Below are 25214 nucleotides of genomic sequence, written 5' to 3' on the forward strand. Positions count from 1 at the left end.
ACTGTATCTTATTGTTTTTGACCGTTCTATATGATAAACTCATCTATGAAGAGGTGAGGTAAGTGCTTACAGAAGATCGTTACTCAGCGATAATGGATCTGCTGAGTGAAAAAGATACCGTTACAATACAGGAACTCATTAGCCAGTTAAATCACTCTGAATCAACTATAAGGAGGGACTTGACTCTGCTGGAAGCTCATGGCAGACTCGTTCGCGTTCACGGTGGTGCTAAAATGAAACGGCGAGCAAGTGATGAAGCGTCCATGGAGGACAAAACAGTCAAAAACACTCAAGACAAAGAAATTATCGGTCGCGCGGCTGCTGATTTAGTGGAAGATCATGATGTTATCTATCTGGATGCAGGATCAACAACCTATGCAATGATCCCGTACCTGGTAGATAAAAAAATAACCGTTGTGACTAACGGAGTGCCCCATGCGGCGCTCCTGTCTGATCATAAGATCGACACAGTGTTATTAGGCGGAAAAATCAAACAGAAAACAAAAGCCATCATTGGGACAGTAGCCGAGAAACAACTGGATGCCTTTCATTTTTCGAAGGCTTTTATGGGAATGAACGGAGTGGATCCGCATTACGGCTTCACGACACCAGATATTGAAGAAGCTTCGGTAAAACAGAAAGCGATGCATCAGTCAAATGAGCCTTACGTCTTAGCTGATCCGTCCAAATTTGGAGAAGTCAGTTTTGTCAAAGTAGCGGATATCGATGACTGTGCCGTCATTACCAGTGTATCAACTAAACTGTCCAGAAAAATACAAGAATTAACGAAAGTCATAGAGGTGAGTAAATGATTTACACAGTCACATTAAATCCATCAATCGATTATGTAATTTACCCAAATGAAGAAATCAAACTGGGTGAATTAAACAGATTTGATAAAAATGGTAAGTTTCCCGGCGGTAAAGGGATAAATGTCTCGCGAATTTTGAAAGAACTGGATAAAAAATCAGTGGCATTGGGATTTTTAGGTGGATTCACAGGTGAATTTATAAACCATAAGCTTGCTGAATTAGCAATCGAGACACAGTTCATTAAGGTAGATGAAGACACACGCATCAATGTAAAAATTAAAGGCGCTGAAGAAACAGAGATTAATGGAACAGGCCCATATGTGGATGCAGACAAGCAGGCAGCCTTACTCGTACAGATGGACAAGCTGACTACTGATGATGTGGTCATTCTTTCCGGAAGTAAACCGTCAAGCTTACCTGTAAATTTTTATCAGACGTTAATCAAACACATAGCTGAAAAAAATGCGTCATTTGTAATAGATACAACAGGTAAAGAATTAATGGAATCTCTTGGCATGCACCCGTTACTGGCAAAGCCCAATATTCATGAATTAGAGTCTCTTTATTCAGTTAAAATTGAAAACAACGAAGAACTTATTCATTACGGGAAAGATTTGATTAGTAAAGGGGCTGAACATGTCATTGTTTCTATGGGCAAAGAAGGCGCTGTGCTCTTTACAGGAGAAGCTGTTTACCACGGAAAAGCAGAACCTGGGAAACTGGTAAACTCAGTCGGTGCAGGAGATTCTATGGTAGCGGGCTTTGTGGGAACGTATCAGTCTTCTAAAGACCCGGTCGAAGCATTTCGGTACAGCCTGGCATGTGGATCAGCAACAGCTTTTAATGAAGATCTAGCCACTAAAGCAGACATCCAAACAATTCTAAATACCATAACAATCCAAAAATGGGAGGAAAAATAAATGCAAATCAATGATGTATTAAGAAAAGACTTGATGATAATGGACGTGCAGTCAACAACTAAGGAAGACGTCATCAATGAAATGATCAAACGACTAGCGCAAAAAGAAGTCATAACAGATACACAGACATTTAAAAAAGGCATTATGGATAGAGAGAGTCAGACATCAACTGGCTTAGGTAACGGGATTGCTATGCCGCACTCAAAAAACAAAGCGGTAAAAGAGCCTGCAGTATTGTTTGCAAAATCTTCAAAAGGAGTAGAATATGAAGCACTTGACGGAGAACCCGTGCAATTATTCTTCATGATCGCAGCTCCAGAAGGTGGAAATAATGTTCATTTAGAAGTACTGGCTTCACTTTCGAGGAAATTAGTCGACGAAGATGTCGTTTCTCAACTGAAACAGGTCACTACACCTGAAGAAGTTCAGGCATTATTCGCAGAAAATGAAGAAGAGGTTTCAGTAAGAGAAGAAACTAGCTCAACAGACAGTAAAGATAAACCTTTCGTCGTAGCTGTTACGGCTTGCCCGACTGGGATTGCTCATACCTATATGGCTGAAGATGCCTTGAAGAAAAAAGCAGCTCAAATGGGCGTTGAGATCCGCGTTGAAACGAACGGAACAGATGGTGCTAAAAACAAACTGACTAAAGAAGAAATCAGTCGTGCGGCAGGCGTTATCGTTGCAGCTGATAAGAAAGTTGATATGGCTCGCTTTGATGGGAAACCAGTCCTGCAGAGACCCGTATCAGAAGGCATCAACAAGTCTGAAGAACTGATTTCACGTGCGGTAGCTGGTAAAGCCCCTATATTCAGTGCAGATGGGGCCAGCGTCTCTGACGATAATGAAGAGGGTGACAATGCTAGCGTTTGGCAGTCAATTTATAAAGATTTAATGAACGGTATTTCTCATATGCTGCCATTCGTAGTAGGGGGAGGAATATTACTGGCTATCTCCTTCCTGTTCGAAGCACAGCTTGGCAGTGATAGTATATTCTTCACGTCATTAAATACTATAGGCGGTTCTGCATTCGAGTTTTTGATTCCAATATTAGCAGGTTACATTGCCTATAGTATTGCTGACCGTCCAGGACTATTACCTGGTATGGCAGGCGGGTTGCTGGCTGTTCAAAGCGATGCAGGGTTCCTTGGCGGATTAGTTGCCGGTTTCCTGGCTGGTTATGTGATGCTGGGTATCAAGAAATTACTCAGAAACGTACCAAAAACATTTGAAGGACTGAAATCGATCCTTCTTTACCCAGTCCTTGGTCTTTTAGCTACCGGTTTGCTAATGTTCTTCCTAGTGGGTCCATTCTTCGCCGTAATCAATAACGCGATGCTTGCATTCCTTGAGAACTTGGGTACAGGAAACGCCGTTGTATTAGGCGCTGTTCTTGGCGGTATGATGGCAGTAGACATGGGTGGTCCAGTCAATAAGGCTGCTTACGCTTTCTCTATTGGCATATTCACAGATACAGGTAATGGTAGTTTAATGGCTGCAGTTATGGTTGGCGGAATGATTCCACCATTAGCCATTGCTATTTCAACATTATTATTCAAGTCTAAATTTACTGATCTGGAACAGAAATCCGGATTATCAAACTTTGTATTAGGGGCTTCATTCATTACAGAAGGGGCTATCCCGTTTGCTGCAGCCGATCCGATTCGCGTCATTGGATCGTCACTGGTCGGCTCAGCAATTGCCGGTGGATTGACTCAATTGTGGAACGTATCGATTCCGGCACCACACGGTGGTCTTTTCGTCATTGGAATTGGCGAAAATCGTTTGTTGTTCGTAGTGGCTTTAGCAATCGGTTCACTGATCAGTGCATTAATGCTTGGTTTCTGGAAACCTAAAATTGAACAGTCTGACGTAAAAATGCAGGCTACTGAATTAAGTTAATTCCTCATAAATAGATAGATTGGACCCCATCACATTTATATGTGGTGGGGTCTTTTACAATTTATATGTCTTTATTGGAGAGCGAAGCTTGTCTCTAAGAAAAGATCAATGAAGACTTATTCCTGTGATAACGGCTAATTTGTTGCTACTATTATAATATATACGAAGAACTAAAAAGAAGGAGACTGCATAATGAAACAAAGGCTATCATTTCCAAACGGTCGCCAAGTGCTGAATCTAGGTCAGGGGACATGGCGCATGGGTGAAGATGACTCTAATAGAATGAAAGAAATTGAAGCTTTGCGAACGGGAATCGACAATGGATTAACGTTAATTGATTCAGCAGAGATGTATGCGGAAGGAAAAGCAGAATCAGTTGCAGGTGAGGCTATCAAGCCATATAAGCGAGACGATTTATTTCTGGTCTCTAAAGTGTATCCAACTAATGCCGGAGAAGAACACATGTTCGAGTCGTGTGAAAACTCATTAAAACGCTTAGGTGTCAACGAACTAGATATGTATTTGCTCCATTGGCCAGGACATATTCCATTGCAGGAGACTGTCGATTGTTTTGAGGAATTGAAGCGACAAGGAAAAATTCGGGCTTGGGGCGTATCAAATTTTGATTTAGAGGAAATGCAGGAGCTGTTATCTCTGAATAATGGAGAGAATTGTCAGACGAATCAAGTTTTGTACCATCTGGCCTCAAGGGGTATTGAAGTCGTTTTGCACGATTATCTGAAAGCTAATAATATTCCAATCATGGCTTATTGCCCAATCATTGGTCAGGAGCCAGATTTAAAAGAAAAGGTGCACAACAGTCCAGCTGTGAAGCAAATAGCTGCTCAGCATAATATCAGTATTGTCCAGTTACTTTTAGCGTTCGTCATGCAGCAGGAGCAGATGATCGCTATACCAAAAGCAGGATCTAAAGATCACGTCATTCAGAACAGAGATGTACTGGATATCAAACTATCTAATGAAGAATTAGCTTTGCTGGATGAAGCATTTCCGGTGCCGGATAAAAGAGTTCCATTAAGAATGCAATAAGCCATGAAAAACTGACCAGATTAAATGGGTCAGTTTTTTTGCGAAGAGCGTCATACAATTCAGACAGAAGTGCCATTCAGTATAAATCTAATAAAAAACGAGAAATAGTGATTGAATTGAAATCAATTCGTTTATTAAACCAGAGGAACTCCAAAACAATATAATTTAAGAAGGCGTTCTTGTTAAGTCTGTTAATCTACTTTGTATAATATATATTATGTAAACCAAAATAATGAAAAAAGCTCCTCTATCAAGATACCTCATTTATCTTATTAAAATCCCCTATTTTTTTATTATTTATCCCTTTATTTTATGTAACTTGGAATCCACTTGAATAGTCTATAAAATGAGATCATTTACAAAATTTATTTTCTAGGATGCTCTCAGACATCAGTTCAGTTTGATCAGCGGCTCATTATACCTGGATCGGCTTAAAATCGTCGCTGTTTTCTCTTGAATATCTGGAATGATAGATTCAAACTCTATAGCTTAATCATATAAAAATGTCTTTTGCTGAACATATCATTTTTTAATTTGTAGTAATTAAGATGACTATTTGCTATCCGAAATATGTAACTAGCAACTGCGTATTTATTTAATTAGTCTTATTAATGTGATCAGTCATGTTTAGTATGTAATTAAATCTTACTTCAAAATGATTCTAATAATTTAATATGTGCAGAAATAAACAGTAAATGTGTATAATGATTATGAGAATTAACTGGTTTATTGAAATTATGCGTATGCTGACACTCTCTGCATGCAAATTCTTGTGCACAGCTGACCATCGGCAGCACTGACAAAGACTACTGGAAGATAGTCGTGACGTTTATTCAAGTTATTTGTTGAGATGATACACTGTACTCTACTTAGCCAGTATCTCCCTCCCCTCCCTTCTCCTCTTCCCTATCTTTGAGAAAGGAGGGTGGAATACTCGATACTACCAGTCATCATTATTAGTTAATTCTTCTAAAAGCATAACCATAAGTGGGTTAAAATCCATTTCGTAGTAGGTTCCATCAATATAGAGATGGTTTTCATTGAAGAAAATGGTTTCCTGAGCAGATTCTTCGAACTCCATCACTAAGCCGAAACTCGGCTCATCCAGGCTTCCAAACAACTGTCTCTCAGCTGAGAGATTCCAGAAGTCATTATTTGGATATAACCTTGTTTCGGACTGAGGTGTACTATCTTCTAACTCATAGTCTAAAAAACTATACCTAAACCGCTCTATACCCTCAGCAGATAATCTAAGAAATTGCCCAGCTTCCACTCCATCAAATTCTACTGAAGGATGATTGGCAAATCCTGTAATTTCAAGCAAAGTGATTTCACGACTATCAATTATGTCCATCAGAACAATGTCTAATTGCGTTCTACTCCACAGCATAAACACCACAAATAAAAGAACGCCAAGGGAAAAAAGTCTAACTAATAGTGTGAAAAATGTCTTTCGTTTGGTTTTTTCCAAGTCCGTTGTACTCATTTACCTACCCCACATTTTTTCAGCTCCCATATCCTCTAGAAACGTAATGAATCTGTGCTCTAGGTCACATTGAAGTAGTTTAGTTAATCGAACATAATAAAACATTTATAACTAAAATTTATCAGTAATAATGACAGAAGGCAATATTTACTAGTCTGTTTAACAGTGAAACGTTCAAAAACAGATTACTTTCTTAAATGATTCAATTGTTTATCGGGCACTATTTTCGGGTATACGGCTATACACTATAAAAAATTATATTATGACTTGGTTTCCAAGCGTATAGAGACTATACTTCACTTAAAGAGTATTTTGGAGGTGAAACGGGTGAAAAAAACAGATGTACATACCATTCCGATTGAAGATCTTTTAACAAAGTCTACGGCTGCATACTTAATGGACACCCCCTTTCCTGATAATCGGTTGTCAAAAATACCGCTATGGAAAAAAATCTGGAACGAAAAAAGGCTGGAGAGACTCCTTAAAACTCTCAAAAAGGATTTACATCCATATATTTCAGAATTTAAGGCGTACGCCGAGCCTGCTGCCAACAGAGATAATGCTAGAGTTGTCAAACTAAAAGAACTGGTTATCGATACACTTGAAAAAATCGATGAAAAGAAGCTCTTATTCGATCAGCCGTTTCTAACTTACTTCTTATCCCAAGGATATATGGATGCCGCTGAGGGATTTTTACTTAAGGCTGAAACTGACGATGCCCAATTAAGCCATGTAGACATTTTCCAGGCTATGCGGAATGTCTGGATCATGAATAGTCTACAGCTTTACTGGGGCAATCCTGTGAAAGTAACAGCACCTATGTATGCCTACAGCATGTTGTACCCTTATACAGATAATCTTCTTGATAACCCTGAAATTGATACAAGGATTAAAAAGGCATTTAATCAGCGGCTTTCAAAAGCATTGTCCGGTGAAAAAGTTGATGCCTGTTCTGATACTGAAAAAAGAATTTTTATACTGGTTGATGAGATATTTGAACAGTTCCCAAAGAACACTTTCCCAGCTGTCACTGAAAGTATCCAGCTGATTCATAAAGCCCAAGTGGAGAGTCTCAAGCAAACGGCGGACAAATCGTTGTCTGAAGACGATATTTTGAAGATCAGCTTGTTTAAAGGGGGCACTTCAGTCCTGGCAGATGCATTTCTGTTAACAGGAAGCCTTAATCGAGAGCAAATGGTCTTCTCTTTTCATTACGGTGCTTTTCTACAGCTGTTAGATGACTTACAGGATAAGGAGTCAGACTTAAAAGAGCAAACCCAGACGCGTTTCACCATCCGAGACACTCAAGAATCAATGGACAATGAAATAACTAAACTAATAGCCTATATTTACAAAGTAAATAGTCCTGACTCATCTGACGACCAGACGAAAGCGCGTTTGAAAGACATTATTAGTCGCTGTACACTGATTATGGTCATGGAGTCTGTTGGGAAAAATCTAGGCTGTGTGACCCCTGCTTTTTACAGAAAGCTGGAATCATACTCTAAAGTCAGATTAAAAACGTACAGGGCCCTTCAGGAACAAATTGAATCCATTATGGAAAGTATCGTGTAAACAGACTGTCGACCTTTTCTCTGCATGCCCTCCCCTCTTTTATAGCCGCTGATGTGTGGCGTTTTAGCATACAAAAACACAAACGCGATGACTACCATCGCGTTTGTGTTTTTTGAGTATAGATAGGCTACGCCAGCCAAGTACTTATCTGGTAGTCACCTTATTAAATCAGATATCCGACAATAATACTCTGTACACCTTGTCATCATCTTCTGCTGGATCTCCTCTGCCATCTGTATTATTACTGATAAAATAAAGGTATTCTCCATCGATGTATATATCCCGTATTCTTCCGAACTCTGTAAATAATGCTCTTTCTTCATTGGTTTCCAGATTAAACTCTAGAACAGCATTCCCACGCAGTGCCGAGACGTATAGTGTGTTATCATGGTAAGCCATACCTGAAGGTGCCCAAGTGTTGTCTTGTCCAGATGTAAACAAAGGGGATACCATGCCTTCCTGCTCTTCTTCCCCTTCAATCACGGGCCATCCGTAATTTTCTCCTGATTCAATTACATTTATTTCATCATTTGCTCTATCTCCATGCTCACTTGAGTACAGCGTTTCATCAGCGTCCCAAGTCAATCCTTGAGCATTTCGGTGACCATAACTATAGACATATGAATCCGCAAATGGATTATCCTCTGGAATAGAGCCATCTAAGTTAAGGCGCAATGTCTTTCCGCCTAGTGAAGATAGGTCCTGCGCTATTTCAGGACTTGCTGCATCACCTGTAGTTGCATAAAGCCTATCGTCAGGCCCTATCTTCAAACGTCCTCCATGATGAACTGATCCACTCGGGATTTGATCAAGCAGAACCTGACTTTCTCTCCAGGTATTATCTTCCAGGACAAGTCTTATAATTCGATTAAATCGATTCTCGCCTGTTTCATAAGTATAATAGGCGAACGCTTCACTTGTTTCCGAGAAATCTGGACTCAATACAAAGCCTAATAAGCCGGCCTCTGATGCACCCGATAGCTCTTCTTCCAGTTCCAGCTCTTGTCTATCGACTGTACCCTCTGTTATCGTTAAAATAGTTCCCGGTCGTTCAGTTAAGTAAAGCGTCTCATCGAACGCTTCTATCGTCCATGGCACCTCTAAATTCTCCGCTACAATCTCAATATCCATTTCGTTCGGCTCTTCTGTATCAGGTTGTTCTAATACATCCTCACTGTCTTCTGAAAGTTCCGGCTGCTCATTGTCTGTGCAGGCACCCAATAAAGAAATAGAAGCGAGCCCAATTATAAGCATCTGTTTCATTCTTAAAACTCCTTTCCAAAAGAAACTGAATAATGGCTCTTATTTTTTAAGGTTATCAAATCTTGTTCAGTTTCGACTGCTTCCGATTCATAAAGGTGTTAACAGCTTTATGATAGTATAGTGTATCAAGAACGAAATGGTCGTTATGAGTATTAAGAGAAACATGGGTGTTAAAGGCTTAAAATACCAGTTCCATTCTGATCCTGGAAGGTAGATTAATGTAAAAATAGCAGATGAAAGGAAACTAAAAAGATTTCCAGTGATAAGGACATTTGTATTATTCGTCATAAAGGCAATACCACATAACAGTGAAAATCCAGCTAACATAACACCATAAAACATCATGGAGCCTGACAGGGCATCTCCATACATAGCGAGGAATACAAATGGAATGCAATAAAACAAGAGCATTAAACGTCTTACTCTCTTTTTGTTCATTTGTGAGTCTCCTTTGTGTTGAACTCGAATTTTTGTGGAAGAAAAGAAATCACTACTTTTAAATGTCAAACGCAGCCCCATATAGTTGTCTGTGCTATGATGAATAAAACTTATTTTAGGAGGAAACAATGGTGTGTATCGTTACATTTCTTTATCAATCCAATCCAGAGTACCCGTTGATTCTCGTTCAAAACCGTGATGAAGCATATGACAGAAAAAGCCAGCCGATTCATTTCTGGAATGACTTCCCTGATGTTTTAGCGGGCATTGATACGCTTCATGGCGGAACATGGGCAGGCATAACTAAGACTGGGCGCCTTGCTTCTCTAACAAATCGTCCATTTGAAGACTTTTCAGCTCTAGACAGTACTTTATCTAGAGGAAAGCTGGTAAAAGATTATCTGACGAAAACACAATCTCCAGAAGCATTTCTGAAGCAGTTACGCAGCACCAGGTATAGTTACGACAGTTATCAGTTAATCTTCGGTTCGATCGATAACGTGCAGGTATACTCAAATGCTACAAATGACCATCGTGTCCTCCAGCCCGGTTTATACTCATTGAGCAATACAGAGGATGATTTAAGTCAACACAAGACGACACGTGCTGCAGAGCTAGTGGGGAATTATTTAAATCGTCACCCCCAAGCTGATCTAGATGTTCTTATCACCTTATTTAATGATAAGAAAAAGGCTGAAGCTCTCCATCATTACCCTGACCATATTCCATCTGACGTGGCAAAAAATAATTCATCTATTTTTATTGAAGGTGAAACATATGGCACAGTCAATACCACTGCTTTAATGGTTCACAAATCAGGAAAGGTTACGTTAAAAGAAGTAAGGTATAATCAAGCTGGGCCACTAGAAGCAACTGAAGAAATGTTTCAGATGGATGCAACTGATTAACTGCAAACAAACAGTACCCTTTATGATTCTGCCCCTTTTTTAAGCATCTCCTGAGCCATTTCGCGGTACTCTTTTAAGCCTGAGATGCGGGCAAACTCTGCAATGGTGAGGGCTTGAGTCGCTAGTCTTTCGATGACGTGCTCTTTCATCTGAGGCCAGACGTACCCACCCGCATTTTTATAGCTGTCAATCAGTCGGTGTAGAGCCCCTTCGCCAAACAGCATGTAAATAGAGGTGAAATCGGTAGAGGGATCAGACACTTCAGCTTCAGTCCAGTCAATCATGCCAGTAACGCGGTTGTCTGAATCTATTAGTGTGTGCCCTGGGAATAAATCGCCATGAATTAGGGTTGTCTTATCAGGCCAGGTGGCGTCTGAGTTTACCCAGGTCTGCCAGCGCTGCCAGAGTTCCTCGTTAATTTCGTAATCATCTTTTATACTATCCATTCGCTTTTTCATGGAGTGGCGAATCTGACTGGCTGTCTGCAGTTTGAATCCAGTCTGTTCAGCATCGTCGAGCGGCAAAGTGTGAAGCGCAGCCAGTGCCTGACCCAAACTGTCTAAATAAACATCAGGGACAGACTCGGAATCAAAGACCCAATCCGTTTCCTTGGTGTCAGGATCAAACGTAACTGCCGGAACACCCTCCAGTTTTTTATAAAGGATGATGTCATCATTAGCCACTTCCCAGACTGGCACTTGGAAAGCTGCTTGATGCTTACTGATAAAATTCAGGCTGTCTTTTTCTTTTTTTATTTTATCAAATACATCTTCACGCCTGGGTAGTCTGCACACCCATTCCTGCCCTTCTATATCGTCTGCAAAGACAATTTGAAAATCCAGTCCCATCGATTCGACAGTCATGGACTCTTCCACTAAACTGACCCCATATTTGGATGCGGTCAACACTGTCTCTCTCTTTAATGTATCCATAAGGATTCCCCTTCCATTCTATAGTGTTTTTCACATTTCGTGTTCGGAAAAACGCATTTGAGGACGCCATTTGCGGTCTGATGCGTTTTTAAGAAAATCATAAGTCTGGAACGCGCTGTCGTTAGCCCCAAAAATATCCGGCCCGTTGGTTTTACTGATGGCCCCTAACTCGTATAAAATCCATGTCAGGTATTTCTTCGCCCATTTCTCATCCTGAACCTGATACAGCCTGGACAAGGCGATGGCATCTTTATCTTCAAAAATATCGTCTAATGATCTTCCTTTTTCTCGCTCTTGCTGAATAAACCAGCTTAAACGGTCAAAAAACAGATCCTGCTGCTCAGCTGTAATGGAGCCATTAGTTGTTGCAACTTTAAACACAGAAATTAATTCAACGGTGTCTTTATAGTCTGGAAGCGAATAGCGGTCCAGCAAATAGGCACTGTTCTCTCTGGTCTCTTCCATTGCAGCTACAAAGGATTTAAATTTGCTCAGATTTTCTTCGTAAACCACTTCATTTTCTTTTAAATCCGGATCGAAATAAAGGTATTCCTGGACCCATGGTTTTTCCTCAATTAATTGACTCAAGTCAGACATGTTTTTGTTCCTCTCTGATTAAACGATTAAGATTGATTGATATACTGTTTGAGCTCTGCAAGGCGCATGATAGCGTCTTGCACACCTAAATCGTAAATGGCCTGCAGTTTATCTGGATCACGCTCTAATCGCCCGATTTGAATCGTCTGGGAGGGTCTGATGACGAACGCCTCGCCCGACTGCTCATCTTCCGTGATTTTTTCAACAGTTTGATTATAGTTTGCGTACCTGTTCTTCAACGTTTTTTTAAATTTAGGGTAGTGTCTGTACCAGCGGTCGATCACGAAACGGCTGGGTTTTGTTTTTCTGTAAGCAAGCGGTCGGGTCAAAATAACGATTGTCTTATCGTACCCCAAAGATTTAGCCTTCTCATAGGGAATGCTGTCACTGACACCCCCGTCAAGGTAACGGACGCCGTTATTCACAACAGGTTTTGAGACAAAAGGCATGGAGCCTGATGCTCTGAGCATTTCCATCTGATGAAAAGGGTCAGTAATAGTGATGTATTCTGGCTCCCCTGTTTCCATATTAGTGACTGTTGCATAAAAGGCGATGCCGGATGCCTTGAACGCTTCTTCATCAAAGATATCCAGAGAGAAAGGGACTGTGTAGTAGGCAAATTCCTTGTTGACCATGTCACCTGTTCTGATCAGGCTTCTCAGACTGATGTACCGCTTGTCATTTATGTACGTCTTATTATATCTGAGTGCTCTTCCTTTTTGACCGGAAGCAAAGTTGATGCCAAACAGCGCTCCGGCAGAGACTGTGACCATTCCGTCGATGCTGATTTTTTCATCTATCAGTGTATCCAGTACACCGGCCGTATACAGGCCTCTCATCCCGCCACCTTCTAATACCATTCCTACAGACATGCACTCACCTTTTCACAATTAATTAGTGTTTCACTGACACTATACCTAATAACTATACCACTTTCCTTATCCATAAAGAAAGAACCACTATCAAAAAAACGACAGTGGTCCGGAGCTTGTTTAATCTAAATTATCTATAGCATATTGAGCTTGTTCAGTGCTGAATCCTTCGAAAACAAGCTGGTCGAACAGTCCACTATCAGACATAGGGGAATAGTCCTGATAATCGAGCGCTTTTTGAAGAGCTTGCTCATTCCAGTCAGCCACAATCGTATCAATGGCATATTGAGCCTGGTCCTCTTTGTATCCTTCAAAAATGAGTTGTTCGTATAGCCCTTGTTTAGAAAAAGCTGTGTAGTCCAAGTACTGTTCCGCTTGACTCAATGCCTGATCATGCCAGTCTGCCTCAACTGTTTCAACAGCATATAAGGCTGAATCTTCAGGATACCCTTCAAATATTAACTGGTCATATAACCCTTCTTTAGAAAATGCAGTGTAGTTTAGGTACTGTTCTGCCTGCGACAAAGCATTACTGTGTTCTCTTGAAATAGTCTCGACAGTATCTTCAACCTCTTCTTCAGGTTCATCAACGACTTCCTCCGCCTCTTCTTCTACTTCAAGCTCTTCCTCTTCTACCGCCTCTTCTATTTCCTCTTCACTGTCTTCCTCTATCTCTTCTTCTTCGTCAACTGCTTCAAGAGTGGTCTCTTCTTCCTCAACATCTTCAATTTCTGTGGCGACAACCTCTTCAGTATCTGGTTCCTCTCCTTCAGGCTGAGTGGTGTCATCACATCCGCCCAATAAAGTGATTCCGCCAATAGCTAAAGTAACTAGTCCGATCCGCCACTTTTGATTAAATAGCTTTGACTTGTCAGATGCTGCAGATAGTCTTCCCTTGTATTCTGACTTTGACATATAGTGCCCTCCTTATTTATTTTATTTATAATATTAAGTTTTAAGTATATCTAATAATAACACGCTTACATTTTTAATACTACGAATATAATATAATTATGAGTATAAAACATGTAGACCCCTTTTATAGTTCAGGGATCTACACTGTAGTTCTATACGTCAGTTTATTTGCTGACATGGTTCTGAAGAAATTCTATCATGATATCAATCACTTCTTGAGTGTAAAATGGCCCTCCACCGTGGTCAGCTTCATCTATACAGTAGAAAGTGGAGTCTATTTGTTTAGATAAACAAATCTCATGCAGTTCGACGCTTTGTTCAAATGGAACAACGGTATCTCTGTTTCCATGCATGATTAAAAGCGGTGGATACGTTTTTCCTTTTTTGAGGTAATGCTTTACAGAGGCACTTAATGCTCTATCTGTATCATCAAGAGACAGGAAATCTCCTAACAGAATATTTTCCGGACTAGTCGGAATGTCATGAGGGACGGTCGATTTATAATCCGCGATGGTTGTCAGATCTGAGACACCATAAAGATCAATGATCCCTCTAAGTTCTGGCAAAGGGATTGTTGACGAGTCCAGATCCGGTGTATTCCACGTTGCCCAGCTCATTAAAGCCGTATGTCCACCGCTGGAATCACCTGACAGAAAGACGTTAGACTGATCTATATTGAGTTCATCTGCATGTGCAGCTAAGTACCGTACAGCCTGTTTAGCATCTTCGATTTGACTGGGAAATGAGGCATCAGGTATCGGCAAGTATTCGACTACCGCTAATATGAAATCACTGGTCACGATATCTTTAAAGTCAAAGATATGCCCATTTAAATTTTGTTTAAACCAGGCTGATCCTTGTACATGAACGACTAAAGGATAACGCGTTGATTCGTTTCCATGCTGATCAGGATAGACCATACGAATTTTTAAATTATGGCCATTTTTGCGAGCGTAAACCAGGTCTTCTCTATCTGCCCGAGCCAAAATAGTACTCATATCGCTTTTGATTGTTTTCATGCCTTTTGCAGTAGCTTGAGATTTCGGCATAGTTTCAGGGGTATAGGTCATTAGAATAAAACACACCTTTCAAGTTGAACGTCCTCTTAATAAGAGTGTAATAGCCAGAGGAGACCAAGTCAATTAAAAATGTAACCGATTGCTAAAAGTCTGGAAAAACAGCATAGACACGGACTTTATCCGGTGCCTATGCTGTAGGTGAGTTAATCCAATATAATCAGTTTAAATTCATTATCGCCATTGACTTCGCCTTCTACCGCTTGTCCTTCTTCAACAAATGGTAGTGTGTCGTTTAAGGTGACATCAGCCTTGTAGATGCTGCCGTCTATCATGAAGTAATAAATGGTATTGCCTGAAACAACAGCCTGGGAAATATTTTCCACCTGTCCACTGACGAGTGTCAAGTTATCATCGTCAACTTCAACGATTTCATCCAGGTCTTCACCCTCACCTTCTCCATCACCATCAGCAGTGCTGCCACCATTCAACTGAACAATCAATCCATCAACTGTATCACTAGTGATGACGCGTTGATAATCCTGGGCATCAACTAAAGCATATGATCTGACCAGTCCCGAGTCATCCTTCAATGATGAAATATAGTAAGGTTTGTCATTCAAACTGATCAGCAGTGGGAATGTCGACTGAAAACGCATCTGCTGAAGGGATCCTTCTGCAGAATCCATCGCGGATACTTCATCAGCTGATGTTACTGGATAGAATTCAGCTGCTTTCGTACGCAAGTTGACGAGATAGAATCCGATATTAGATGCGTCATTATTAATAGACGTCACCCCTGTGTAAAGATAAACATCATCGTTCATTGGAATGTAATTGTATCCATCCGTCGTTCGAGTCACACCCCGTTTACCAAACTGAGCATTCAGGAATCCGTCGCTGTATTGTCCTCTGTAATTCAACTGCTGTAATATCAGATCCGCAGAGTAAACCCGGTCGACCCATGATGGCATCTCGTCCAAATCATAATTTTCTGTTTCACCGGTTACAGCGTCCAGAATAATCAGTCCTGTGGGTTCGAGCTGTTTGAACCAGAATCTGTTTTCATAGGTTGTCGCAATGTAATACGGGTGACCAGCATCATCCACTTCAAATGAGGGATCTTCAAATAATTTTGTCGGGTATCTGAAGCGTAAATGACGATGCACATTACGGTTCAGCATTTCAGAGTCCGAATACATAATGTTGTCATCCAAGTCTTCCACTTCTACTGCTCCCGTTACCATATCCACTTTCAGGTAATTTGGAATGCCTTCACTGCGGTTGTTCAACCAGCGGACAAAACTCGTATACTGTAAAGGTGTCACGCGGTAAGGCTCATTATCCACATTGATTTGAGTATAGGTATCGGCGGGGACAAACTGGGACACTAGTTCACTCATGGAGCCGATTCGTCTGTCTCCTAGTCGCTGAGCGGTGTCTCTGTCCATCATGGGAATGGAGGAGTCATCCATTGCCGGAAAGTCATTCTCGAAGCTTCTTTCTTCTACTTCGATCAGTTCAGCATAGTCATTGGCACGGAAGAACACCCCGTTGACCAGGTTACCGATGGCTATTCCGGTCACTAGAATAATCGGGAGCGCTAAAAAGCCGTATTTAAGTTTCTTATTTGAAAAGGTGTTCTGATCGATGCTGATTTCTATTGAAATCACGATGATTGCGAGTATCAGCAGCATAAAACGGAATTGCTGAGAATGGATATTTAATGCTGGAGTCGTTATGTAAAAGACACCTAATGCCACTAAAGCTAGGGCAGTATAAGACGCGAATCGTTTTTTTGCAGAGTTCATTTGATCTTCCTTTAGTTACAGAGTTACCGCTTTATTGAGCTAAAACAGTCAGACCAGTACAAAAAAAGTCACAGAGTGTAGGCTAAGTCAGTCAATCGGTACTCTATCCAGTATACCGATTTTCAGCGTTTATTCAATCAGTCTTGAGCACTATTTAACAAACACTCATAGTATGAATTGGTTCAGGCACACAAAAAGTGAAGGTCAGCATTCCCATCAGAATCTGATCTTCACTTTTTGTAATGACGTTGGCTGCGTGATAATCGTTTTACTCATAAACGCTTGTCTTCAATCATCTGAGGAAAGGCAAAGCAAGTCTTTCTTATGCATTGGGGTTACCAATGATGTCATTCACTTTGTCAATTTTCGTATTGAGCGTATTTTCATGACCCGGTCTGATATCAGCTTTCAGGACGACTTCTGTTCGAATGCCTTTATCTGTCAGAACGGAAGTCGCTTCTTTTACGACGGCCATAACCTCATCCCATGGTCCTTCAATTTCAGTAAACATAGATGTCGTGCGGTTCGGCAATCCGGAATCTCTGATCACTTTAACAATTTCAGCGACTTGAGATGCCAGTTCATCATTTGTTCCAACGGGTGCTATAGCGACTGCAACGAGTGTATTCATATCTTACACCTCCTCTATGTCAAACTGATTTTGAGCAATGTCGTCTGGTGTTGCTTTGTACAGCTGATCCAAAAATTCGACCTGAAAACCGGCGGGTGCGTCTGTTGTGGTTTCTGCCCGCTTTCCGGCCACGTTAAAGGCCGACACAGCTGTCAACGCCGCAATAAACGGTGACCCACTGGTTAAATAAATAGCAGCAGCCCCGCCTAATGCACACCCTCCCCCAGTGATTTTACCAAGGAAATGAGATCCCCCACGGCTGGATGCAACAACTGAACCGTTTGTCACCAGATCAACTTCTCCTGAAACGATGACTGCTCCTTTTGTCCACTTAGCCAGTGAGACCGCAGCTGCTTGTGCCTCTTCTACTTTATTAGTTGAATCGACACCTCTCACCTGCGACTCGCCTGCCCCTCCTTCAAGCTCCCACAGTCCGGCTAAGGCAATGATTTCGGAGGCATTTCCTTTAATGATATCCGGTTTATAGTCTTTGAACAGCTGTAACAGTTTCGTTCGGAGCGATCCAATCCCAATAGCAACAGGATCCAGCACCCATGGCTTATGTTCTGCCTTGAGTGTTCTGACGACTAACGGAAGCGTCTCTTCATAAACGGGCATCATAGTCCCCATATTGATATAAACAGCGCCACCCGCCTTTGCCAAAAACTCACCTTCATCTGGTAGGTAGACCATGGCAGCGGATCCTCCAACAGCGATTTGCGTATTCGCCACCAGGTTGATGGTCACTGAATTCGTAATGGATCCCGCCATCGGATTGGTGTCTTTAACAGTCTGGACAACTGTCTTCATCTGACTTTTCAATTTTTCTGATGACATTCTATCCTGTCCTTTCCTTATCTCGCTTGTGAGCACAAAAAAAGATGCTCAGTCTCTGCTAGAGATTGGCATCATAAGGGTCTTTTCATGTTCTATTGATCCCTACGATAGTCTAAACTAACAGGTTCAAAGGGTCAGGTTTGACCTTCTCAACTCCTAAGAGTCCCCCTTCAATATGGATAAGCTATTTAATTAGGTGGAAAAGGGTATGAGTGTAAACGGCCTCTTCTATGAAAAGTTTACCACAAATGGACGTTGGTTCAAATGAATAAGCTGATAAAATGCTGCTCTAAATTGAACAATCGGCTGTTTAAATTCACGTCACTTCTTTGTTCTCAAAAAAAACGGGTTATGCTTTCTTGGCGATGGATTATATTTATGTAGACAAAAGAAAAAGGAATAACCATGGTAATGGCTATTCCTTTGACCTAAAGATTAATATAAATCGTACACTGCGTCAAACAGTTCTTTTTCTTTTTCAATCTGTGCTTTGTTTCCGATGACCGCGACGGTACTGTCACTGATCACTTTTTCAAAAGGTGCTTTCAGTGCAGACAGCTTGCTTGAATCTGTAGCCAGTATTTCTTCTTTCAATCGAATAATATCCTGTGTTGTCAGTCCCTGTTTGTAACGGGAGAAAGCCGTCAGTCCTTTTTTATAAGCTGATTTCGGCTGTTCCAGCGGGCTTAATGTCCCGATGATATACTTCAGGAGTTCTGACTCTGACAGTTCCAGCGTGTCGATATAAGACGGCAACTGTTTATAAATGTCAAGCGTCTTTGTGATATTAGGGTCACGGTAGGAAGCCAGTGCCATGTTTCCATTGCGTCTGTGCAGATACAGTGAACCGTACGCGCCGCCTTTTACTCTTATATTGTTCCACAGGTAATCGAATCTTAAAGCAGTCGACAGGACCTGTGACTGACCTGTGTAGTCCAGTTCGTCAAGAGCATTGGCAGCCATTCCAACATAGTTGACATCCTGTGCTGTAACAAACGCTTCATTCTGTTTAACACCAGCTTCATGTACAGCATCTTCACCTAAATCATCTGAAGGAAGATATTTAAAGGCTTCAAGCAAAGCATTTTTGACATGCGTACTCTGAGCCCTGTCCCCAACATAAATCGCATTCAAGCGGCGTTTATTTAGCAGCTTGTCAAGTAGCTGTTTCAAATCAGTGCTGAGTTGAGACGCTGTGTCCCCTTTTAGTTCGTCTCTCGTTGCTTTCAGGTAATTGAACTGATCGATTCCATTTAAGTGCTCGCCTAACTTAGACAAGGGTTTGACCTGACTCAATGCACGATTAGCGGCAATGACATGCGCTCCGAAATTAATACGGTTTTCAAAATCAGAAATGTAACTTTGAATCAGTTTCAGTATTTCACCCTGATTATCAAATGAAGTGGTTGTAACGATTTCTTTCATCAAGCCAACTAGTTCTGACAGTTTTTCGTTCAGTGCTCGTCCGCTTAGTACGAAGTAAGGTGTCAGCTGACCTTTCTGATCTTCAAATATCGTCACTTTCCCACTGATTCCACCCGTATGGGTATCTATTTGGGTCTGAAGGCTTGTCGCATCATATTTATCTGTATCCAGTTCTCCCAGAATATCACTGAGAAGACTGAGTGAGGCGTAGTCTTCTGTTTTCAGATCGCTGATATCAAAGTAAAGACTGATATAGTCGATTCCTGATGTAAACTGTTCCGAGTAGTAGAACTGGGTATCGTCGAACAAGTCAGATGCTTCTAATGGGTAATCCGGTTCATCCGTTGTCAAATCTTCACGAGTCAGAGTCGGTATTTTAGCCAGATCTTCCGCTTTATCAGGGGTTTCCTGTCGGTCGATCAGTTTCTGTGTTTTATCGACAATAGCCTGAAGCTCTTCTTCTGAAAGGCCGGCTTTATAGTCCTGCAGTTTCTCCAGAGTCTGTGCTTCCAGTTTATCACTCTTACCAGGTTCAGCCTTGAGTGCAATTTCCACTCGCAGAGGATTGTTCAGCAGTTTTCGTTCGATCAGTTTTTCAAAGTAACCGAATTCTGACAAGTCTGCCAGCTCATCCAGATATTTAGAGAACTGTAAACGGTCATAAGGCGCTTTGTCATATAACCATGTGCTCAATGCATTGATGGCATATATCACACCGCGTGGATTGTCTTCAGAAATAACGGCTTCTTTCGTCTGGAAAATGATTTTGTTCAAAGCTGCCTGGATTAAGTCTTTATCTAACCCATTTTCAACAATTGAGCTCAATGTTTCTTCAACCACTTTTTTGAAGCGGTCCAGATTTTTAGAGTCAGCATATTTTGCTGTAATGACAAAAGCAGTCGGGTAACCAATATCTGCCACATCACTTTCGATGTCGCCACCGATTTCAGCATCCAGTAGTGCTTTTTGAAGAGGGGCCTGGTTATGGCCGAATAAGATTTCATCCAGTACTTTCATACCATAATTATCAAGGGCATCTTCAGGTTCCAGTACATGCCAGCCTAAAGCCAGGTAATCTTTTCCTTCAGGGTCATCGCCTTCTGTAATTGAATAGGTGTCTTCAAACCGGCCATTTTTCGGTTCAGGGATAGCAACGGTCAGGTCGATCGTTTCCCCTTTGCCCATGCCGTCGAAGTAACTCTCCAGTTCGTTAAACACTTTCGTCTGGTCGATGTCTCCGTACAGTATCGTCAAAGAATTGCTCGGATGGTAATATTTTTTATGGAAATCCAGAAACTCTTCTTGTGTCAGGCTTGGGATAGCTTTAGGTGCTCCACCTGAATTATACTGATAAATCGTCTCCGGGTATAACTGACTGGATAAGTGATCATACAGCTGGCTTTCCGGTGAGGCAGTCGCCCCTTTCATTTCATTGTAAACGACCCCTTTATAAATCAGGTCATCTTCAGTGTTTTCCAGATGATAGTGCCAGCCTTCCTGTTCCAATATCTGTGCATCTGTGTATAATTTAGGGCTGAAAACAGCATCTAAATAGACGCCTGCTAAATGCATGAAATCTTTTTCGTTAGTGGATGCGACGGGGTAAATCGTTTTATCCGAAAATGTCATGGCATTTACGAACGTATTAAGTGAGCCTTTGATCAGTTCAACAAAAGGCTCTTTAGATGGATATTTCTCGGAACCGTTTAACACCGAGTGCTCGAGAATATGCGCGATCCCATTATCATTGTAAGGCGGTGTTTTGAATCCGATCGTGAACGCTTTGTTCTGATCATCATTAGCTAAATGAAGCACTTGTGCCCCGGTTTCTTCATGTTCATACAAGGACCCGACTGACTGGATATCAGGGAGATCCTGTGTTTCTATTTTTTTAAATGTCATACAATTCTCCTTTAAATCACATTATTTTGTCATGTAACTCTATTGTACATGATTCTTATAATTATTCCTATATTATGGATCATTAATTTATAATTAAATATGTTATAAAGAGTGAGTTGTCACTTTTTACATCAACGTGAGGGCTACTAGTCCGATGTAACTCAAAAACGTAATCAGGACACTCAACATGGTGCCGATTACGAAATACTCGGAAAAATAAGGGTCATCCGCAATCAGTTTATATCGTGCAAATGCTTTGATTGAGAGGATCGCTACAACTGACAGCAGACTGCCATATAGAAATGACAGGAAAATAAGGATCCGCTCAAGATTGCCAATCATCGCCCCTGCCCCTTTGAATCCGGATTCCTGTCTGATTGTATCCTCTTGGCGGTAGGATGAGTCGGTCAACTTCCGCTCGTTCCCTTTTGGATCATACTGAACACTCAGCGTTCGAATGATCAAATTGGCCGGTCGCATCAGGAGGATCAGAATAAAGGCGGAATGGATAAACGTTTCATAAGGCAGACGATTCTGAAGAGAAATCAGAGTGCCTGGTCCAGTATCAACCACTGAGAGTATTGAAATCTTCAATTGAGAGATAAAGAGCAACAGTGCACTTAACACAACATAAGACGTGATTGTCTGAAAAACGCGTCTTTTATTGTCTTTGATCCAGGTCACTGAGGTCGTGGATTTAAGTAGCAGTAACCCTGTACTGATGATGACAAAGAATACTTGCGTCAGGGGTTGTGTCCAGTTAAACAGAAACTGATCGAGCAGACTGATCCAGAATACAAACAGCATCTGATGCAGCAAAAAGGCGACAATCTGTCCATTATTTTTATAAAATGTCTGCAAGGCATGCGTCGTATTATACTGAATCGTGCTGCTTAAAAACAGATCGATGGGATGCATAATGTATTTCCTGAATAAAGCATGTCCCAGCACCAACCCGACACTGATCGACAGCCATGCCAGATACCGGTCTGGTTCGATTAGTCCGAAGATGACCAGGCTGGTGAAGAAAATCCCCCAGGCGTACTGAGAATGCCCGTCCGAATTTCTGGAGTTAGCCAGGAACGTTGGGTAGCGTGTGAAATAAAAATAACCGACAATGTGGGCGATGAGCGCTTCAATGATCAAGTTGTCGTCTCCGTTCTTCTATTTTCTCTGCGAGTAAGCGTCTGGAATGGGTATACTGCTTAATGTGAGTGGATATGAGTCGTTTGCTGACGGTCTGCTCACTGATGGATTGATTTAAATACGCCTTCATAGCAGACTTGATCAGCTGGTTAGTCAGTTCATCGTATCCGCAGGTGTTCAATACAATAAACGCTGTTTCCTTCTGAGATGTCGTCCAGTCGTTTCGGATGACATTCTGCAGACGAATGACACTGTTAAAAAAGTCATCTGTTTCATGAGCAGTAGAAATTTTTTCATTCAGCTGCCCATAATCATCATACTGATGGACAGATTCAATAGCTTCTCTGGCATACCAGTAAGCCGGTCCATCCGTTCCAATACTAATTTTCCGGTTTTTTATAGGGGTGCTCAGCCTACCGAGCCCTATCCCCCACCTTAACGTCACTTCTTCCCCCCATTGTTTTTTCGTCTGGAGCTGAAAATCGAGTGAGATGAGATCGATGATCAGAAAAGCTGTCTCGATTGAGCCCACGATGCCCTGAAATTCGTCCCCTAAAGTGATGGTCAAGTTCGATTCGATGTCCGCTTCAAAACGCTGATTAATGTCCGACAGGATGGAGACCAGTATATCCTGAATTTGAGCTCGTTTGGTCATTTTCTTCGAGGCAATGATATCCGCTATCAAGGCAATGCTTAGTTCATCAGTCATTCAGTTCCCTCCTTTACTGTTTAGTCAGTATAACCCTTATTTAGTTGATTATCAAATATCAACCATAAAATGGGGATTAAAAATGTTGTGCTGTTTCAATATGAATGCTCTTGACCGATTTATGTTAGGCAAGTGTTAATAATAGAAAGTGTTAAGGCCTATTGCTATAATTTAAGTGTTCAAAGTGAAAGCTGTGAACCAAATTTTAATGAGGAGACGATCAGAAATGTCAGATTCATACTTAACGGATCCACGTACGAAGTATTTTAATCAGAAATTTCCGGAACAGGAACAGGAGACCCCTGCCCTGCAGCACAAAATGGATCCTCAGCCCTATTCAGGCGAGCAATCCTATAAAGGAAGCAACCGATTAGAAGGACGGAATGCATTGGTGACTGGAGGCGATTCTGGTATCGGTCGTGCAGCAGCTATTGCATTTGCCCGTGAAGGCGCCAATGTAGCGATTCAGTATTTCCCAGGTGAAGAAGATGATGCCAATGCGGTAAAAGACCTGATTGAAAAAGAAGGACGAAAAGCAGTTACGCTTCCTTATGACTTGCGGGAAGATAATGCCGGTACTGAAGTGGTTGAAAAAGCAGCAGAGGCACTGGGTGCTCTCGATATCCTTGTACTGAATGCTGCACAGCAGATTGCTCAGCCCTCTCTTGAAGATTTATCCATGAAACAGGTAAACGATACATTTAAAGTGAACATCATCAGTTACTTTGAGAGCGTGAAAGCAGCTGAGAAGTACCTCAAACCTGGCAGTGCGATTATTACGACAAGCTCTGTCCAATCCTTCTCGCCAAGCACAAGCCTGCTGGACTACGCAGCGACCAATGGGGCAGTCAGTAACTTTACGGTAGCCTTAGCACAGTATTTCGGACCGAAAGGCGTTCGTGTCAACGGAGTAGCTCCAGGACCTGTCTGGACTCCTTTGCAGCTGGATAATGGTAAACTAGATGGCGATATCCCTGAGTTCGGTCAGAACACGCCACTCGGACGTGCCGCCCAGCCTGTTGAACTGGCCCCTGTCTATGTCTTCTTAGCATCAGACGATGCCAGTTATGTATCCGGTCAAATTTATGGCGTAACCGGCGGAAAACCGATCGATTTATAAAACCGACTAGTTAGAGTGAAGCCTAAAAAGAGTAACTGATATCCCTTGCAGGTTAGATTGCCACCGCGCAGTTCTTATCTGCAGGGGGTATTTTGTTTTGTCTGTCAAATGAGACCGTTACAGTAGATAAATGGCCATTATCTTCAGGAGTTCATAAAGGTAGTCAATCAACTTCTTAAGTTTGGACACTTTCTAAAGAAGTTGATCAGCTTTTTGGCTAAACTTCTGGGATTAGAACATGAATCGTAAGAAGTATTCAAATTAGACAACCAAACTCCTTACGATAAGCAATAACCTATTTAGGTAAGCGACCTAAATTTAGTTGACTGCTATGAAGAATCGTTTACTTTTCAGAAACTGGTAATACTATAAAGTGTCAGATAACCCATATTTGGTTGATTAGTCTATTTCAACCTTATTTAGTTTAATCTATAACTAATGTATGCTGGGTCCCTTCCCAAATAGAAAGACTCTGTAGACTGATCACAGTCTACAGAGTCTTATATTATGTGTTCAGTTAATGTTCATACGGCACTACACTGATGACTATAGTATCAGCACCTTGTGTCAACTTGGAGACTGGGCATCGTTTTTCAGCAGATTTTACAATGGATTCTGCCTGTTCCATTTCCGTGTCTTCAATAGCAGCAAAGAGATAGACCTGAAAATAAAAGCCAACACCATCTTCTTCTCGTCTCAGCTGAACCTTGGCAGACACCTTGCTTCTCTTTTGAAACCCTCTGGCTTTAAGCAGTGACTCAATCGTCGCATTCAGGCACGTTGTCAGTGCTAAACCAAACAACTCTTCCGGATTGGTACCGGAAGAGTCGTTTAATGGATGAGAGGTTTCAACGGACAAGGCACCCGGGCCTTCCACATAAGCGGTGCCGTTGACACCATCTGTATTGTGAATAGTGGCTTCAAATAGAGCGTTATCCATATTAATC

The 25214-nt window shown here is 41.5% G+C and carries 22 protein-coding genes and 1 riboswitch; of the genes, 7 read left to right on the forward strand and 15 right to left on the reverse strand.

All coding sequences use genetic code 11. The features are described 5' to 3' along the window. The first annotated feature begins 62 nt into the window (after window positions 1–62). The 4 genes from CLV38_RS00685 (at window position 63) to CLV38_RS00700 (ending at window position 4684) form a co-directional block, all read left to right on the forward strand. A complete protein-coding gene (locus CLV38_RS00685) occupies window positions 63–812 on the forward strand; it encodes a DeoR/GlpR family DNA-binding transcription regulator (protein WP_106190177.1) in 750 nt (249 codons plus the stop codon). Then, a complete protein-coding gene (gene pfkB, locus CLV38_RS00690; protein WP_106190180.1) occupies window positions 809–1732 on the forward strand; it encodes a 1-phosphofructokinase in 924 nt (307 codons plus the stop codon). The genes CLV38_RS00685 and pfkB overlap by 4 nt, the downstream gene beginning before the upstream one ends. After that, window positions 1733–3634: a PTS fructose transporter subunit IIABC gene (locus CLV38_RS00695; protein WP_106190183.1), complete on the forward strand. Its 1902-nt coding sequence runs from the start codon at window positions 1733–1735 to the stop codon at window positions 3632–3634. A gap of 192 nt (window positions 3635–3826) precedes the next feature. Further along, window positions 3827–4684 carry an aldo/keto reductase gene (locus CLV38_RS00700; RefSeq protein WP_106190185.1) on the forward strand — a complete coding sequence of 286 codons (858 nt, stop codon included), beginning with the start codon at window positions 3827–3829 and terminating at the stop codon, window positions 4682–4684. 940 nt (window positions 4685–5624) lie between these two features. Here the strand turns inward: CLV38_RS00700 and CLV38_RS00705 are convergent. Then, window positions 5625–6170, reverse strand: a complete 546-nt coding sequence (locus CLV38_RS00705; protein ID WP_106190188.1) for a hypothetical protein — start codon at window positions 6168–6170, stop codon at window positions 5625–5627. Between the two features lie 327 nt (window positions 6171–6497). On the opposite strand from CLV38_RS00705, the gene CLV38_RS00710 reads away from it, so the two are divergent. Further along, the gene (locus CLV38_RS00710) at window positions 6498–7745 is read left to right on the forward strand and encodes a hypothetical protein (protein WP_106190190.1); all 1248 of its coding nucleotides are present in this window, start codon (window positions 6498–6500) and stop codon (window positions 7743–7745) included. A 168-nt stretch (window positions 7746–7913) separates the two neighbouring features. Here CLV38_RS00710 and CLV38_RS00715 read toward each other — a convergent pair whose 3' ends face one another. Together CLV38_RS00715 and CLV38_RS00720 are read right to left on the reverse strand one after the other, a co-directional pair. Beyond that, the gene (locus CLV38_RS00715; protein ID WP_106190192.1) at window positions 7914–9008 is read right to left on the reverse strand and encodes a PQQ-dependent sugar dehydrogenase; all 1095 of its coding nucleotides are present in this window, start codon (window positions 9006–9008) and stop codon (window positions 7914–7916) included. An 87-nt stretch (window positions 9009–9095) separates the two neighbouring features. After that, entirely contained in the window at window positions 9096–9446 is a 351-nt protein-coding gene (locus CLV38_RS00720; RefSeq protein WP_106190195.1) for a hypothetical protein, read from the reverse strand. A gap of 128 nt (window positions 9447–9574) precedes the next feature. Between CLV38_RS00720 and CLV38_RS00725 the strand changes: the two genes are divergently transcribed. Then, window positions 9575–10354: an NRDE family protein gene (locus CLV38_RS00725; protein WP_106190198.1), complete on the forward strand. Its 780-nt coding sequence runs from the start codon at window positions 9575–9577 to the stop codon at window positions 10352–10354. Between the two features lie 20 nt (window positions 10355–10374). On the opposite strand, the gene CLV38_RS00730 is transcribed toward CLV38_RS00725, so the two are convergent. The 11 genes from CLV38_RS00730 to CLV38_RS00780 all read right to left on the reverse strand — a co-directional run bounded on the left by CLV38_RS00730 (window position 10375) and on the right by CLV38_RS00780 (window position 23147). Beyond that, window positions 10375–11286 (reverse strand): macrolide 2'-phosphotransferase, encoded by a 912-nt coding sequence (locus CLV38_RS00730; protein ID WP_106190201.1) that lies wholly within the window; start codon window positions 11284–11286, stop codon window positions 10375–10377. A 30-nt stretch (window positions 11287–11316) separates the two neighbouring features. Further along, a complete protein-coding gene (locus CLV38_RS00735) occupies window positions 11317–11883 on the reverse strand; it encodes a hypothetical protein (RefSeq protein ID WP_106190204.1) in 567 nt (188 codons plus the stop codon). Between the two features lie 26 nt (window positions 11884–11909). Further along, window positions 11910–12755, reverse strand: a complete 846-nt coding sequence (locus CLV38_RS00740) for a patatin-like phospholipase family protein (RefSeq protein ID WP_106190206.1) — start codon at window positions 12753–12755, stop codon at window positions 11910–11912. A 120-nt stretch (window positions 12756–12875) separates the two neighbouring features. Then, complete coding sequence (locus CLV38_RS00745; protein WP_106190209.1) at window positions 12876–13670, reverse strand: Ltp family lipoprotein; 795 nt, start codon at window positions 13668–13670, stop codon at window positions 12876–12878. A gap of 164 nt (window positions 13671–13834) precedes the next feature. Next, complete coding sequence (locus CLV38_RS00750) at window positions 13835–14740, reverse strand: alpha/beta hydrolase (RefSeq protein ID WP_106190211.1); 906 nt, start codon at window positions 14738–14740, stop codon at window positions 13835–13837. A gap of 152 nt (window positions 14741–14892) precedes the next feature. Continuing rightward, window positions 14893–16497 (reverse strand): hypothetical protein, encoded by a 1605-nt coding sequence (locus CLV38_RS00755; protein WP_211295380.1) that lies wholly within the window; start codon window positions 16495–16497, stop codon window positions 14893–14895. A gap of 322 nt (window positions 16498–16819) precedes the next feature. Continuing rightward, window positions 16820–17128, reverse strand: coding sequence for an MTH1187 family thiamine-binding protein (locus CLV38_RS00760; protein ID WP_106190214.1), 309 nt, complete (start codon window positions 17126–17128; stop codon window positions 16820–16822). 3 nt (window positions 17129–17131) lie between these two features. Then, the gene (gene thiM / locus CLV38_RS00765; protein WP_106190217.1) at window positions 17132–17965 is read right to left on the reverse strand and encodes a hydroxyethylthiazole kinase; all 834 of its coding nucleotides are present in this window, start codon (window positions 17963–17965) and stop codon (window positions 17132–17134) included. Between the two features lie 82 nt (window positions 17966–18047). Next, window positions 18048–18145, reverse strand: a riboswitch (TPP riboswitch). Window positions 18146–18400: 255 nt separating this feature from the next. Beyond that, entirely contained in the window at window positions 18401–21292 is a 2892-nt protein-coding gene (locus tag CLV38_RS00770; RefSeq protein WP_106190219.1) for an insulinase family protein, read from the reverse strand. A gap of 126 nt (window positions 21293–21418) precedes the next feature. Beyond that, a complete protein-coding gene (locus CLV38_RS00775; protein ID WP_106190222.1) occupies window positions 21419–22438 on the reverse strand; it encodes a hypothetical protein in 1020 nt (339 codons plus the stop codon). Beyond that, a complete protein-coding gene (locus CLV38_RS00780; RefSeq protein ID WP_106190224.1) occupies window positions 22428–23147 on the reverse strand; it encodes a SatD family protein in 720 nt (239 codons plus the stop codon). The genes CLV38_RS00775 and CLV38_RS00780 overlap by 11 nt, the downstream gene beginning before the upstream one ends. A gap of 226 nt (window positions 23148–23373) precedes the next feature. Between CLV38_RS00780 and CLV38_RS00785 the strand changes: the two genes are divergently transcribed. Then, complete coding sequence (locus CLV38_RS00785) at window positions 23374–24267, forward strand: SDR family oxidoreductase (RefSeq protein ID WP_106190227.1); 894 nt, start codon at window positions 23374–23376, stop codon at window positions 24265–24267. A gap of 517 nt (window positions 24268–24784) precedes the next feature. Here the strand turns inward: CLV38_RS00785 and CLV38_RS00790 are convergent. Next, window positions 24785–25207 (reverse strand): OsmC family protein, encoded by a 423-nt coding sequence (locus tag CLV38_RS00790; protein WP_106190230.1) that lies wholly within the window; start codon window positions 25205–25207, stop codon window positions 24785–24787. Window positions 25208–25214: the final 7 nt, after the last annotated feature.

This window comes from Alkalibacterium olivapovliticus (genome assembly GCF_003003275.1).
Lineage (GTDB): Bacteria > Bacillota > Bacilli > Lactobacillales > Carnobacteriaceae_A > Alkalibacterium > Alkalibacterium olivapovliticum.

What these genes read in the sequence shown, in the direction of transcription:
- pfkB (WP_106190180.1), top strand. Translation starts at nt 809, where the DNA reads ATGATTTACACAGTCACATTAAATCCATCAATCGATTATGTAATTTAC.
- CLV38_RS00695 (WP_106190183.1), top strand. Translation starts at nt 1,733, where the DNA reads ATGCAAATCAATGATGTATTAAGAAAAGACTTGATGATAATGGACGTG.
- CLV38_RS00700 (WP_106190185.1), top strand. Translation starts at nt 3,827, where the DNA reads ATGAAACAAAGGCTATCATTTCCAAACGGTCGCCAAGTGCTGAATCTA.
- CLV38_RS00705 (WP_106190188.1), bottom strand. Translation starts at nt 6,170, where the DNA reads ATGAGTACAACGGACTTGGAAAAAACCAAACGAAAGACATTTTTCACA.
- CLV38_RS00715 (WP_106190192.1), bottom strand. Translation starts at nt 9,008, where the DNA reads ATGAAACAGATGCTTATAATTGGGCTCGCTTCTATTTCTTTATTGGGT.
- CLV38_RS00720 (WP_106190195.1), bottom strand. Translation starts at nt 9,446, where the DNA reads ATGAACAAAAAGAGAGTAAGACGTTTAATGCTCTTGTTTTATTGCATT.
- CLV38_RS00725 (WP_106190198.1), top strand. Translation starts at nt 9,575, where the DNA reads ATGGTGTGTATCGTTACATTTCTTTATCAATCCAATCCAGAGTACCCG.
- CLV38_RS00730 (WP_106190201.1), bottom strand. Translation starts at nt 11,286, where the DNA reads ATGGATACATTAAAGAGAGAGACAGTGTTGACCGCATCCAAATATGGG.
- CLV38_RS00735 (WP_106190204.1), bottom strand. Translation starts at nt 11,883, where the DNA reads ATGTCTGACTTGAGTCAATTAATTGAGGAAAAACCATGGGTCCAGGAA.
- CLV38_RS00740 (WP_106190206.1), bottom strand. Translation starts at nt 12,755, where the DNA reads ATGTCTGTAGGAATGGTATTAGAAGGTGGCGGGATGAGAGGCCTGTAT.
- CLV38_RS00745 (WP_106190209.1), bottom strand. Translation starts at nt 13,670, where the DNA reads ATGTCAAAGTCAGAATACAAGGGAAGACTATCTGCAGCATCTGACAAG.
- CLV38_RS00750 (WP_106190211.1), bottom strand. Translation starts at nt 14,740, where the DNA reads ATGACCTATACCCCTGAAACTATGCCGAAATCTCAAGCTACTGCAAAA.
- CLV38_RS00755 (WP_211295380.1), bottom strand. Translation starts at nt 16,497, where the DNA reads ATGAACTCTGCAAAAAAACGATTCGCGTCTTATACTGCCCTAGCTTTA.
- CLV38_RS00760 (WP_106190214.1), bottom strand. Translation starts at nt 17,128, where the DNA reads ATGAATACACTCGTTGCAGTCGCTATAGCACCCGTTGGAACAAATGAT.
- thiM (WP_106190217.1), bottom strand. Translation starts at nt 17,965, where the DNA reads ATGTCATCAGAAAAATTGAAAAGTCAGATGAAGACAGTTGTCCAGACT.
- CLV38_RS00770 (WP_106190219.1), bottom strand. Translation starts at nt 21,292, where the DNA reads ATGACATTTAAAAAAATAGAAACACAGGATCTCCCTGATATCCAGTCA.
- CLV38_RS00780 (WP_106190224.1), bottom strand. Translation starts at nt 23,147, where the DNA reads ATGACTGATGAACTAAGCATTGCCTTGATAGCGGATATCATTGCCTCG.
- CLV38_RS00785 (WP_106190227.1), top strand. Translation starts at nt 23,374, where the DNA reads ATGTCAGATTCATACTTAACGGATCCACGTACGAAGTATTTTAATCAG.
- CLV38_RS00790 (WP_106190230.1), bottom strand. Translation starts at nt 25,207, where the DNA reads ATGGATAACGCTCTATTTGAAGCCACTATTCACAATACAGATGGTGTC.